This window comes from Psychrobacter sp. AOP5-GZ1-6, from assembly GCF_052376345.1.
GTDB lineage: Bacteria > Pseudomonadota > Gammaproteobacteria > Pseudomonadales > Moraxellaceae > Psychrobacter.
This window is the reverse complement of record NZ_JBQSVP010000087.1, coordinates 1-12,823: the sequence shown is the minus strand read 5'-3', so window position 1 is coordinate 12,823 and position 12,823 is coordinate 1. Positions and strand designations below refer to the sequence as shown.

Here is a 12,823-nt window from a genome sequence, read left to right as displayed (position 1 = left end):
AAAATAATCAATTGATATAGGATGCACTATAACCGCGTATCTTGCACACGGTAGTACCATTCAAGCTGCCGATCAAACCCAGTTTCTAATAAGCTAGCAATCACTCGCCCCGTCAACCCCCATACCGTCTCACCATCGATTTGCCAACTGGGCGTGAGTAGAGTTGCCTTTTCATTTTGCATCGTATACTCCACCTCATACTCTACAGTAGGCTGCGTCACTAGCGACTCAAAATCTGCCCAAAAAATACGGGATATTTCACCAATCTCCGGCACTAAGATTAAATCCGGCGCAATAAGTGCCACGATAGGTCTGACACTCATACCGCTCTTAGAAGTCTGAATCGGTAGTTGACCAAGCAGCTGTACTTTATCGGGTGGTAATGCCGTCTCCTCACAAGCCTCACGCACAGCAGTGACCACATTATTACCATCGCCTATCTCATACTTACCACCTGCACAAGATACCTCACCTGCATGGCTATTCATGTGCGCTGCACGAAGTGTCAGTAGCAGCTTGGGATGCCGCTCATGAGTGATGGCGACCAGTACAGAGGCATCGGCAATCGATGTCTGATACAAGCTGTCCAAAACTCGGACGCTCTGAGACATGTGATCAGTGTCATTCATGGCCGAGCTGCTCATGATTCCATTGAGGGTTTCATGCTGTACCCGCTCAGCCAGCTTTCTGAGTGTCGGATAACGAATAAGGGCAGGCACAGCGACTGACAATTCATCAAAACTTACAGACTGAGAAGGAAGTAACATTATAAATGCCCTATAATTTTATCAGTATAACGCTTTAATATACCCTAAAAAGCATAGCAAAATTAATCGATTGCAAGCGTGATGCTCTATTATTACTGCTAGTGTGATAAAAAACTATGCTATGTTATGCATAATAACTATTACTATAATCGGGCCTAACTAAGCGAAACAAGGTCGATATATAAGTACAAGGAAGTAAAGACAAGGCTGTGACAGCTATATAGCGGGTGGGCTATCTAAGCCATATCCGCACCCTACAAGAATCATAAATTATTAAATAATCACGGATATTTTCAATATTCCTCTTTTTCATTCTTATTATATAAGGCAGTTGATGTATGCGCTATTGTCTCCAATGCGGCCATGAAGCAGAACAAAAAATACCAGCCACGGATAATATGCCGCGTTTGGTGTGCCCAAAGTGCCACTATATCCATTATGAAAACCCAAAAGTGATCTGCGGCTCACTAGTCATTCATGATAATAAAGTACTGTTATGTCGCCGTGCGATTGAGCCGCAATATGGCTTATGGACCTTGCCCGCAGGCTTTATGGAAAATGGCGAAACTATGGCTGAAGGTGCGGCACGTGAGAGCTTTGAAGAGGCCGAAGCCGTCGTTGTCAATCCGCACTTATATTGCCTGTATGATATTCCAGATATTGGACAGATATACTCTATCTATTTAGCCGAACTCAAAGACGGTGCTTATGGAATTGGCTCTGAAAGTCTTGATTCTGCACTGTTTGCCGAAGAGGATATTCCTTGGGACAGCATTGCCTTTGAAGCGATACGCCGTACTCTCAAAAGCTATTTTGAAGACCGTAAGCAATTCAATGACCATGCTGACTTCCCTGTCCATCAGGATTATGTCGGTAAAGAGCAAAGTATCAAACGTTACTAGATTAACCCAAAAAAGAGCCACTATCTTATAAAAGCAGTGGCTCTTTTGTATATTGAGATTTTAGGCCTAACGCCGCCAATAGCGCTGTATCAACCAAAGGCTAAAGAAAATTAGAATATAGTTTACGATGAAGAGCAACACACCTGCGATAGCAATAAAGCTTTGAAAACCAACCATACTAAGCTCTGACCAAGTAAATTCAAGCCCTCCAAAAAACTGTGTCATAAGCACTATAGCCATTATCAGTAGCAGTATTGCCGATAACAGCGCCATGCGATTACATTCTGTTGTCTGTAAAAGCCTATGTTGGCGTTTATAAAAAACAGTAGTCGTCGCAAAGCTTAAAATAAAAATCGTAAATAAGATTAAGAGAAAAATATCTAACTGAAAGCCTAATATAGTTAAAAAATAAACCAGCAAGACATAACTCAGGCTGTAAGGCAGAGCGTAACCCAATAAGTGTAAAAAAGATGCCGTGCACGCTTCGATGTGCAAATCATGTTTATTTGCCAAGTCGGTTCCTATTGATTAACTGCTAATAAAAAATAGCCCCATCTTAAGTTATTTACAACCAAAATAAAAGCAGACAATAATTCATTATTGTCTGCTTTTTTAATACTCATTATCAAGATTTGGCTCTATCTAACAAGCACTATTAGCTCTTTATTTTACAGACATTAAAGCCTAACGCTTTTACCGCCTCTTCTTTATCATAAGGGGCTAATACTGCACGTACGTGATCCTGTCCTTGTAGATATTGCTTAGCAACGCGCTGTAAATCAGCCACCGTCACGGCCAATATCGACGCGCGCATTTTACGCTGCCACTCTACACCGCGATGATGCAAGTTAGCGAAACACGCTTTGACAGCTTCACCTGCTGGAGAGCCCGGCTTATCCATACCTGAGATAATACCCAAGATTGCTTCTTCTAATTGCTCATCGGTTTGTGGCTCATTCAATAACCATTCGATACTGGCATCAAAGTGTGCAAAGGTCTCAGCACACTGCGGATCACGGTAGCTAAAGAACTTAAAGGCACAAGCATTGGCATCATAACCTGCCCCGCCACCATAAGCACCGCCGCGCTCACGAATGGCACTGTGCAGGTAACCATTACGCAAGTAAGGCGCTAATACCATCAGTGCTGCCGTATCAGGATGCGTAGCGGCTGGTACAGTATAGGCACTGGCATTATGATAGACGTTGGTCGGCACTAACCATGCTAGATCTTCAACCTCGAGCGCCACACCGCTTTCTAGCGCTTTGACAGTATCTTTCTCGCCATTTAGCGCTGTATCCAGTTGCAAGCTTGCAAACTCACTTGGAATATTGGAATCAATAGTCGCCTCAGAGTTGCTGAGTTGCTCTGCAATATTTGGCGCTTGACTGTCACTCCAGCTATCGACAATTAAGCTGCTCAAACGTTCGCTTTGCTCAGATTCGCAGATAATAACCGCATGTTTAGGCAAGCTGATCAAACGCTGATGTAAACCCATCAAGCTAGTGGCCAGTGCATCCCACTGTGCATCGTCATGACTTGCATGCGTCAAAAAGTCTTTTAAGGCGTTCAATGCTGGCAAACCGCTGCGTACGTATTCTAATTGCGCTTGGCGACTCATACCGCGACTGGCCGTTTGCATCGCATAAGAATGCCCTGAACCCGCTAGGTTCGACTGCCAACCTGCTTGACGCTGTTGCAAAATTTCTTTGATACGGCCATGCTCAGTAAAGATACTGTGCTCCATGACTTCTTTGAGCAAATCAATCGCTTCAGGCTTGCGGTTCAGCGCACGCGTTGCCACGACGAAATAGCTGCTAATCGCTTGGCTATCATCAATATTGGTACGCTGGCTAATACGAGCGGTCACCCCTGATGAATGCGCTGCTTGTTTGGCCTGCATTTCATGGGCGCTGAGCGAGTCTGTACCTAGCTCTGATAACAGACTTAAATAAATAGGCAGTAGTGGATGGTTAATCACTTCATTGACTGGCAGCTCATCACTATCACCCTGACCAATCGCATCGGTCAACGGTATGATAACTTGATAGTAATAGATACCATTGGTACCCGCTTCATATTCAAATAACGTGCTGTCTCGCCCGCTTAGACTGACCTGCTTTTGCGTGCCTTGTTTAAAGCTAATATCCGTTGGTACATCTTCTAGACCGACTTTTGGCAGTAGACTCAAATCATCAGGTGCTGCCTGACGTGCTGCCAAATCTAAGGCTTGTTGCTTTAAGATGGCTTTATCATCAGCGGTCAGATCCATCGCAATGGTATCGAGACGCGTCTGCTCAGCGGCAGCCAAACGAGCAGTCTTTTCACTATCAGGAGTCAAGGTGACACGGACACGATGCTGATTGTCTAACAGATGGGTTTTGATTAAATTCGGTAGCCACTGTGCATCTTTGACTTGCTCACGTAGCCACTGCAGATGCTCGTCCACCTGCCACACATCGATAGGATTGCCGTCATGAATAGCGGTACTGAAGCCTTCTAGCATGAGGTTTAAACCATAAGGAATACTATCGCCGCCGATATGACGTTGATCAATCTCAATCTGGTGCAAGATGGTTTCGATGGTTTCATCATCGACTGGCGAGCTAGCCACTTCTGTGAGCAAATCAAGAATACCCTGTTCTACCGCTTCGGCATGCTCAGGGTTAGAGCCGCGTAGACCTGTATAAAAGACCATTTCGTAATGACTGTCATCCAGTCCTAGTAGCGGGCTTGGCGCTTTACCCAGTGGGTGACTGTCCAAATAAGCACGCAGCGGTGAGCCAGCATGCTCGATCAACACACCTTCTAATAAACGTAATGCCAAACGCTGCTTGGGATCGGTAATCGATGGTAACAACCACGCCAACACGTGATGGGTTTGGTCCGGGCCTGCTTCGTCAGCCGTATAAGTATCAGTGGCACTGATCGGCGCAGACAAACGCTGCTCTGGACGCGATACGTGCTTTTTGCCTGCTTCAAACTGAGTCAAAGCATCTTCATGAATCTTTGCTTGGGTTTCAGCAACTGGAATATTACCAAAGCTCATAATCACACTGTTTGATGGATGATAATGGCTCTGATGAAACTCAACCAACTCAGGGTGAGTCAAGTCTGGGATGTCGGCAGGATCGCCACCTGAATTATAATGATAAGTGGTCGTTGGAAATAAATGATGCGCGACCGTATGATACAGCTGATCAATCTCACCGCTCATCGCCCCTTTCATCTCATTAAAGACGATACCCTTAAACTGCGGCTTATCATCTTCGTCCAGCTCAACACGAATGCCTTCTTGGGCAAAATCAAGCGGATGAATATTAGGAAAGAATGACGCATCTAGGTAGACAGATAGCAGATTAAAATAGTCATTTTTGTTTTGTGTCGCATACGGATATGCTGTCCAATCCGCCGCCGTCATCGCATTCATAAAGGTATTCAATGAGCGTTTAATCATCGAAAAAAACGGATCGCGAACGGGGAATTTTTCAGAGCCACATAGCGCCACGTGCTCTAAAATATGCGCCTCACCTTTTGAGTCCATTGGCTGCGTGCGAAAGCCAACCAAAAAAGCATTTTCATCGCTCGGATGCGCCAAGTGATAGTGCATAGCGCCTGTCTTAACATGTTGGCTGATCAATACATCCATCGATAGCGCGTCAATATGACGGTGTTCAATCAATTCAAATGCAGGGTGCAAAGTTAGATCAGCAGTAAATAACGTGTCGGTCATAATTGTCCTTATGGATAGCCCCATGTTTATCGCAATATGCCACTAGCCTATCAATGAGGCCACCAGCAATAAAACAAAATCAGGGTAAACAATAGATAAATAGTGAATGTAATACTTATTGTAGTGTCGTCTTTATATGGCGTTCATATAAAAGTATGGTGCGTATGGTGCTTAACTTATGAGTAATATTCAAATTTAATGGCATATACCGATACATTATGAGAAATGACAACTGTATCAATTAAAAAGAATTTGCCTAACGGAAATAGATGGGGCTGACACTGCCATAAGTCAAGCAACTATCATGATAAAAATCCCGACGTGATAAAGATAGAAAACCCAAAAAAACAAATGTTAAAGACAGCCTTTTTTAACAAAGCAAACTTAACAGCAGCCATTGGTAGTGCTATAGTTAATACTACTTGCTACGAGGAGTCTCTCATGAGTTATCAACATATCTTACTGGTTACTGATTTATTATCCGATGCCGACTTGGTTGCCCAAAAAGCCAAACGTATCGTCGATAATCGTCCTGGCTCTAGGTTATCAGTACTACATATCGTAAAAGATACCATGGTTGGCTTTGGCTATGAGCTAGTGCCTGCCTCTAGCTTATACGATGAAATTGACGATGAGCGCTGTCAAGAAGCCCGAGCCAAACTGGCTCAGTTTTTGGAGCGCAACCAATTAACCGCTGTCAACTCTGAAGTGACAACAGCCATTTCAAACAGTGAAGGCATCGTCAATTACTGTCATAAACACGACGTTGATTTATTGGTCATTGGTCGTCACGAGCGTCATGGTATATCTGCTTGGCTAAGCGGTGCTACTGCAGATAACATCCTGCCAAACGTACCATGTGATAGCTTGGTCGTCAGACTGGATAAGCCTGTTTCCAAGTAGTTTATGTTTCCAAGCGGCTTGTTTCAGGTTCAGCTCGTAAATTTAAAACAATAGACTTATATTAAACCAGCTCTGAACAAAGCCTTGCATGGCAAGCTACTAGCTTTATAGCAAGCTGCGATGCGAGGCTTTTTATGGTCTGCCTTTAACGCTTTGGGCCTTACTCTGATGTCAAAATATCAATAAACATTTGCCAAATGGGGCTCTGATGACGGGCTTTATGCCAGACCAACCACCACGTCCGCGACAGATCGATTCCTGCTACTTTCACTTGTACCAATGTGCCTGCCGCCAGCTCTGGTTCGATGACATACTGCGATAGACAACCAAGCCCAATATCGGCACTGACCATATGCTTGATGGCTTCTGACTGCTGAATCGCCATGATAATATGCGCATCCGGTAAGTACTTAAGCAACTGCTCGTCGATAATTTGCCGCGTGCCTGACCCAGCCTCTCGCACTAACAATGGCAACTGCGCCAGTTGCTCCATACTCAGCTCATAACAGTTATCCCTATCGTTGTACGCCACTTTATCTTTTAGCCACTGACTGTCACGCTTGGCAAAAACTATCAAGGCATCTGTTCGCCATTCTCGCTGCTCAATGGCCTTCATATCTGTTGGGCGCGGCATCCCTTCGACTAGAGCGATATCAATATTGAGTTGCTCGACCTCAGCGACGACCTCTTGAGTATTGGCAATATAGGTATTTATATTCGCATTTGGCAGGGCTTGATACAGCTCAGCCAGTAATGGCGGCAATACGTAATTGCCAATAGTGGTACTGGCACCAATATGAATCTGCCCTGCTTGGTGCTTATGATAATGCTCCAGTGTCAATGCTTGCCCTAAGATCGCTTGCGCTTGGACATAAATGGCATGGGCATTGGGATGCTGATTGAGCCTGCGCCCGACTCGTTCAAACAATGGCATTTGTAGCCTTGATTCAAGCTCGCTCAATGCGCTACTGACGGCTGATTGCGATAAATGCAGCTCCTCACTGGCGCGACTGGTACTACCTGTTTGATAAATACTGACAAACACAGAAAGCTGCTTCAGCGTGATTTTCGGTAACACCTGTGTGGCTTTTCTCATATCTGCCTCCATCCTATTTTGCACTACTGACCCAAATTTGTACTATTAACCTAAACTTGCACTATTAACCCAAAAAATCGATAGTTTTTATCTTATTAATCTGTTTTTATTATAAAACAGCTTATCTTATACTGTCTATTCATAAGCTTATGCTTATTTCGATTATGGACAATAGGACACTTCGTCATGCACGCCTTAACCAAAACAGTGACCAACTACTTCCCAACCAATCGCCATTTCGCAGGTTTGATAGTGGTGTTTGTCGGTAGCTTGTTTTGTTTGTGGCTAAACAGCAGCTTAGACAGCTGGACCAGTGGACGGATTGTTGGACTGTCGTCGTTAACGCTCGCGATTTTGTTCGGTATGATATTGGGCAATACCGTTTATTCTAGTTTCGCTGAGCAGCTACATGTGGGCGTGACATTTGCCAAAGGTCAAATACTGCGTCTCGCCATCATATTTTATGGCTTTAAACTGACACTGACACAAGTATCTAGCGTCGGTATGCCAGCGATTATGACCGACGCACTGGTGCTGACCTCGACTTTTTTAATCACTTATTGGTTAGGTACAAAATGGCTCAAAGTCGATAAACAAACGACGTTATTGATTGGTGCAGGCGCGAGTATTTGCGGGGCAGCAGCTGTTATCGCCGCAGAGCCAGTGGTCAAGGCCGAAGCGCACAAAGTCACTATCGCTGTGGCTACGGTCGTGGTCTTTGGCACCATTGCTATGCTGCTTTATCCGTTTTTGTACCATCTCGGTTGGTTACAGCCATGGCTCAATGCCCAACAATACGGCATCTATACTGGCTCATCTATCCATGAAGTCGCACAAGTGGTGGTTGCAGGTAATGCCGTTAGTACCGAAGTAGGCGATACCGCGGTCGTGACCAAAATGATACGCGTGATGATGCTCGCGCCGTTCTTATTGGTTTTATCTTTTGCGTTGACCAAAGGCAGTAACGATCAAGGTAACAAACCCTCTGTCATGAGCCGCATTCAACAAGTCAAAGTGCCTTGGTTTGCTTTTGTCTTTATTTTGGTCGTTGTCCTACATACCTGGGTACCAATGTCTGCGGAGTTTGAGCGTAATATGGTCATGCTTGATGATGTACTGCTGACAATGGCCATGTTTGCACTTGGGCTAACCACACATTTGGGTGCGATCAAGCAAGCAGGTGTAAAACCACTAATCTTAGGTGCCATTATGTTTGGCTGGTTAATAGTAGGCGGTGGTCTGATTAATATTGGTATTAGCTCAATTTGATATGTTGCGTTATCTATCGCCATCACGCTAACGATAAAAATACCCACGACTACTCTGATAGCCGTGGGTATTTTTTATTGTGTCGCTCTTATATTTAACAGCTTACTTATATTTAACGACCTACTTATATTCAACGGCCTATATGATCGATTCACTATAAAATAAATACAGCTATACTTGTATCTCTCTTATTTAGGACTGACTATATCAAATCATAGACGAAAAAAAACGAACCCGAAGGTTCGCTTTTTATACATCTATTTATCTATCTGTCTATAAAGACAAATTAGATAGCAACGATGTTATGTGCTTGTGGGCCTTTTTGGCCTTGAGTTACAGTGAACTCAACTTCTTGGCCTTCAGCCAAAGTTTTGAAGCCTGAGCCAGTGATTTCGCTGTAATGAGCAAAAACGTCTGCGCCAGTTTCTGGAGCGATAAAGCCAAAACCTTTAGCTTCGTTGAACCACTTAACTGTACCTTTTTGAACGTCTGACATAATATAATCCTACTTTTAAATTTATTAATGGTCTAGTGACCGGTAACGCTTGCAAATAGCTACTGAACGATAAATATTAAAACGAAGGATTATAACTAATACTACGAGGTAATGATTTGGTGCAGAACTGCTCTTAAGCTTGGACATATTATAAGTCGAATATTCTCACATCGCAAGTCTTATCTCATGTTTTGTGTAATGAAAGGCAGCTTTTCGCTGCTATTTTGCGCCAATCACACTATTTTTGACGCATTGGGCAATCGGAATAAATATATCGCTACCCCACTACAAATGGCTGCCACTAACCATGCCATCCACATCATGTCGGCAGGTAAACGATAAAACAACATGGATGTTGAGATGGTCATCATAATAGTCGCTAGCCATTTGGCATATAAAGGTACGGCGCGGTGCGCTTCCCAGTCACGGACGTATTTGCCAAAGTATTTATGATTGATGAGCCAAAAATGAAAACGCCGCGAGCTACGCGCCCAGCAGCCTGCGGACAACAAGATAAAAGGCGCGGTCGGCATCACTGGCAATAACGCTCCGATGATACCCAACACAAAAAACAACCAACCCAATATGACAAATATCCAGCGCACTGTCGGACTGGTGGATTGGTTGGTCTTGGGTCGATAATAAAAGGTTTTTTTAGGTTTGGTCATAGAGGTTATGCGATTAGACGATATAGTAATAGAGAATAACAGCTACAGAGGTATTGTGTCTGTTATAAAACCGCTATTTATTATAAGTAGATTTGGTTAACGATGGATCTAAAAAACCGCTCACCTTATAGTGTCAGCGGTTTTTTATTTAGCTTAAATTAAATAATCAGATTATTGCTGCACGATATGATCGGTTCAATTTAAAAGTAGTACAAGGCAATCGTATGGTGAGGCAATAATACTTTTATAGTGGACTGACTATACCAAGTTGCTTGGCTTCTTTTAGCCAGCTTGGGAACTCCTCTAGCATGTTTTCATACAAGGCTTCTTCGCTGATATCATCCAAGTCATCGAGTTCAAAGAAATCACAATTATCAATCACGCGCCCTTCCATATCATCTAGTTTTTTGAGGATGCCATAACCACGACCACCCAAGCCCACAAACTGCCAGAATATCGGAAGTTTCGCCGCTTCCGTCATAACTCTGGTGATACCACGATTGTCATTCACCCCGCCATCACTGATAAATAGTACGTAGACAGGCACATCCAAGCCATCTTTTTGATAAAACTCCGTCACCGCTTTCATGACCTCTGCTTCGTTATTGATGCGCGGCCCAAGTTTCCATTTGCGCCAGCCGCCATGAGCGTTTTTAACAAAACCGTCGTAGTTATTCAGCCCAATCTCACCCAAGTACTGTGGATCTCGAGCAAACGCCCAGCAGTCTAGTGCTTGGTCGTCATCGAAGTTCACTGCCAATGGCAATATGCGATTAACCACTTCTTGCACGCGGCCTTTTTTGTACTGTCTGTTCATTGAGCCTGATGCATCTAGCACCAACGCGACCTTTGCGGTTAATTGCTGCAATTGACGTTTCTCAAGTGATACCGTGGCTTTTTTGGCCAAATTGACCAGTTTTGGTGCTTTGTCTAGCATGACCTTTTCTAATGACGGCTTTGTTTGCACTGGTGTGGCGGTTACGTCTGCTGCTTGCGTAGTGTCCTCTTCTACATCACCACCGAAATGCTGGACGATGGCGGCAAGTCCACCATTAAAGCCTTGCGCGACGTTAGATACTCGCCACACACCGCCTTTGCGATAAAGTTGCATCAACATACTGGCTTGCTGCTGGGCAAAGTCTGCTGCTTGATACTCTGCCTGTGCCTTTTGCGACTGTTGCCAAATGCCAATCTCCAACGATTGAATTTGATTGAGCGGTGTGTCGGCTGATAATACAAAAAACAAGCTGTCTATATTAGTCGCCAGTTTGGATAAATTAACTTCAAACTCAGCTTGGATACCTTTACTCACCGTTGGCTGCGACTCGTAATGGGTGAGCTTGATTTGCCCGCATGGTGAGGTTGGCTGATTATAAAACACCATGTAATCATCATTGATCAGTTTGCCAGCTGCGTCTAACCCAAAGCAGCTGATGTCCATCTCTATTGGGCTTTGGCGAGTGAACTTGAGCTTGATAGGTGCGGTATCGTCAATAGCGAGGTTGCTTAAAGGCGCGCGTTGTCCGACGGTGAGATGATTCATGGTGTTCCTTACGTGAAAATGTTATTCCTTTAGAGATAATAGACTAATTACTGAAATTAAAAAACCGCTACAGTGTTTGCTGTGGCGGTTTTTTACTTAGTAATAATAGAATGTGGCAATTATTCTTACACTGCTCCAAGTTGGTACGCCTCTAACTATATATTTAGAATATATATAATTATGATGCAAGCTGTATAATACTATTAAATATAGAGTATTTGCTATGTTCATCAAAAGCTAGCATCAAATCCTTTTCAACTCTATCTCTATTAAATCTATTACCTTGGATATTATCAGATTCACGTAAGTAAACTGCTAAGACATTACTGCAATCATGACCACAACACAATTGTTTATTGTCGTAATTTGAAGAGGAATATTGATCATATAAATTAATTAAAGTTTGTTTGTTGACCGAAGTAGAAGATGAAGCAAGTAGTTTATCTAATAAAAAATCTATATTGATAGATAAGCATTTATTTTCAAAAACAATAAAGTCACTAAATGTCAGCGCTTTAAATCTCAGTCCAAAATTATTGTCCAAATTAATGAGCCTAAGAGTTCCTATAACTTCACATGCACTAATAACCTCTGTCAACATCTTATTAGAAAAATCTATATTATTATTTATAGCTTTCTGATTAATAATTTTTGTGAAAGCTGAAGAAAATAACATCATAATTTCTATATCATGATAATCTGTAACTAGAACCCCGTATGCTAGATGGGTTTGTGCCTCTCCCTTGATATGATCGAAGTCAGCATCGCATACAGCATATACTCTATCCGAGTAGTCACTATATAAACCTTTCATAACATCAATTACATTTTTCTTACCCTCGAGTGGTATTAACTTTATTATATCTTCGTTTACTATATTCCTAAAAAGCATTATGTCAGACTGACCTTCAACATATAAGGTTATTCTTTCGTATTGAGGATGAGAGACACTCATTCTAAAATCATTGATAACTGCATTAGGATCTGATGAAAAGTGTTTTAACAAACTCATTGATCCATTACCTCTTGTTCTCTCAGGTCAGCCAAATCTATTGTAGAGTTCCACTTATCTCCAATTATCTGAGGGGAGTGAGTAGCAATTATTGATTTTATATTATTGATTTTAGAAACTTCTACTAGGTCTTCCATGAACTGCTTTTGCCAAACAACATGTAGTGAAATTTCTGGCTCATCTATCAAAACAAGAGTTTGTGGCTCGGTGTTAAAAATTAATTGATACAAGAGAACTACTTGATGTTGTTCACCAGAAGAAAGCTTAGAAAGACTGAGTAATTTTTCTTCACCATCGCATGCCTCCATATTACTGTCTAACCTCACGAAGTAAAAACCTCGACGAGAGTTTACTTTAACTTTTTTAAATATTAACTTTCTATTAAGTACTTCAACGAAGGTATTAATTTTTTCATAAATATCATCAAAGCTTGA

12 protein-coding genes are annotated in these 12,823 nt (G+C 42.7%); 3 read left to right on the top strand and 9 right to left on the bottom strand.

Going from position 1 to position 12,823, the window contains the following annotated elements; all coding sequences use genetic code 11:
- Nucleotides 1-26: 26 nt before the first annotated feature.
- Nucleotides 27-767: an NUDIX hydrolase gene (locus ACT3RN_RS10940; RefSeq protein WP_192519969.1), complete on the bottom strand. Its 741-nt coding sequence runs from the start codon at nt 765-767 to the stop codon at nt 27-29.
- Between the two features lie 338 nt (nt 768-1,105).
- Between ACT3RN_RS10940 and ACT3RN_RS10935 the strand changes: the two genes are divergently transcribed.
- Nucleotides 1,106-1,669, top strand: a complete 564-nt coding sequence (locus ACT3RN_RS10935; protein ID WP_192519968.1) for an NUDIX hydrolase — start codon at nt 1,106-1,108, stop codon at nt 1,667-1,669.
- A gap of 66 nt (nt 1,670-1,735) precedes the next feature.
- Here the strand turns inward: ACT3RN_RS10935 and ACT3RN_RS10930 are convergent, their stop codons facing one another.
- Both ACT3RN_RS10930 and ACT3RN_RS10925 read right to left on the bottom strand, forming a co-directional pair.
- Nucleotides 1,736-2,182, bottom strand: a complete 447-nt coding sequence (locus ACT3RN_RS10930) for a hypothetical protein (RefSeq protein ID WP_192519967.1) — start codon at nt 2,180-2,182, stop codon at nt 1,736-1,738.
- Nucleotides 2,183-2,324: 142 nt separating this feature from the next.
- Nucleotides 2,325-5,402: an insulinase family protein gene (locus tag ACT3RN_RS10925; RefSeq protein WP_192519966.1), complete on the bottom strand. Its 3,078-nt coding sequence runs from the start codon at nt 5,400-5,402 to the stop codon at nt 2,325-2,327.
- 441 nt (nt 5,403-5,843) lie between these two features.
- Here ACT3RN_RS10925 and ACT3RN_RS10920 point away from each other — a divergent pair, with 441 nt between their 5' ends.
- On the top strand, nt 5,844-6,305 hold the full coding sequence (locus tag ACT3RN_RS10920) for a universal stress protein (protein ID WP_192519965.1): 462 nt from the start codon (nt 5,844-5,846) through the stop codon (nt 6,303-6,305).
- A 160-nt stretch (nt 6,306-6,465) separates the two neighbouring features.
- On the opposite strand, the gene ACT3RN_RS10915 is transcribed toward ACT3RN_RS10920, so the two are convergent.
- The gene (locus ACT3RN_RS10915; RefSeq protein WP_192519964.1) at nt 6,466-7,401 is read right to left on the bottom strand and encodes a LysR substrate-binding domain-containing protein; all 936 of its coding nucleotides are present in this window, start codon (nt 7,399-7,401) and stop codon (nt 6,466-6,468) included.
- Nucleotides 7,402-7,587: 186 nt separating this feature from the next.
- Here ACT3RN_RS10915 and ACT3RN_RS10910 point away from each other — a divergent pair, with 186 nt between their 5' ends.
- A complete protein-coding gene (locus ACT3RN_RS10910; RefSeq protein ID WP_192519963.1) occupies nt 7,588-8,670 on the top strand; it encodes a YeiH family protein in 1,083 nt (360 codons plus the stop codon).
- 286 nt (nt 8,671-8,956) lie between these two features.
- Here the strand turns inward: ACT3RN_RS10910 and ACT3RN_RS10905 are convergent, their stop codons facing one another.
- The 5 genes from ACT3RN_RS10905 to ACT3RN_RS10885 form a co-directional block, all read right to left on the bottom strand.
- Complete coding sequence (locus ACT3RN_RS10905; RefSeq protein ID WP_045453470.1) at nt 8,957-9,166, bottom strand: cold-shock protein; 210 nt, start codon at nt 9,164-9,166, stop codon at nt 8,957-8,959.
- 233 nt (nt 9,167-9,399) lie between these two features.
- Nucleotides 9,400-9,834: a YbaN family protein gene (locus ACT3RN_RS10900; RefSeq protein WP_192519962.1), complete on the bottom strand. Its 435-nt coding sequence runs from the start codon at nt 9,832-9,834 to the stop codon at nt 9,400-9,402.
- 244 nt (nt 9,835-10,078) lie between these two features.
- Nucleotides 10,079-11,377, bottom strand: coding sequence for a VWA domain-containing protein (locus tag ACT3RN_RS10895; protein WP_192519961.1), 1,299 nt, complete (start codon nt 11,375-11,377; stop codon nt 10,079-10,081).
- A gap of 178 nt (nt 11,378-11,555) precedes the next feature.
- Entirely contained in the window at nt 11,556-12,389 is an 834-nt protein-coding gene (locus ACT3RN_RS10890; protein WP_192992325.1) for a DUF4435 domain-containing protein, read from the bottom strand.
- A partial coding sequence (locus tag ACT3RN_RS10885; protein WP_444518628.1) for an AAA family ATPase occupies nt 12,386-12,823 on the bottom strand: 438 nt, incomplete at its 5' end. The genes ACT3RN_RS10890 and ACT3RN_RS10885, both read right to left, overlap by 4 nt.

Bases quoted from the DNA above. Each gene is read 5' to 3' on its own strand.
- ACT3RN_RS10940 (WP_192519969.1), bottom strand. From the start codon at position 767: ATGTTACTTCCTTCTCAGTCTGTAAGTTTTGATGAATTGTCAGTCGCT.
- ACT3RN_RS10935 (WP_192519968.1), top strand. From the start codon at position 1,106: ATGCGCTATTGTCTCCAATGCGGCCATGAAGCAGAACAAAAAATACCA.
- ACT3RN_RS10925 (WP_192519966.1), bottom strand. From the start codon at position 5,402: ATGACCGACACGTTATTTACTGCTGATCTAACTTTGCACCCTGCATTT.
- ACT3RN_RS10920 (WP_192519965.1), top strand. From the start codon at position 5,844: ATGAGTTATCAACATATCTTACTGGTTACTGATTTATTATCCGATGCC.
- ACT3RN_RS10915 (WP_192519964.1), bottom strand. From the start codon at position 7,401: ATGAGAAAAGCCACACAGGTGTTACCGAAAATCACGCTGAAGCAGCTT.
- ACT3RN_RS10910 (WP_192519963.1), top strand. From the start codon at position 7,588: ATGCACGCCTTAACCAAAACAGTGACCAACTACTTCCCAACCAATCGC.
- ACT3RN_RS10905 (WP_045453470.1), bottom strand. From the start codon at position 9,166: ATGTCAGACGTTCAAAAAGGTACAGTTAAGTGGTTCAACGAAGCTAAA.
- ACT3RN_RS10900 (WP_192519962.1), bottom strand. From the start codon at position 9,834: ATGACCAAACCTAAAAAAACCTTTTATTATCGACCCAAGACCAACCAA.
- ACT3RN_RS10895 (WP_192519961.1), bottom strand. From the start codon at position 11,377: ATGAATCATCTCACCGTCGGACAACGCGCGCCTTTAAGCAACCTCGCT.
- ACT3RN_RS10890 (WP_192992325.1), bottom strand. From the start codon at position 12,389: ATGAGTTTGTTAAAACACTTTTCATCAGATCCTAATGCAGTTATCAAT.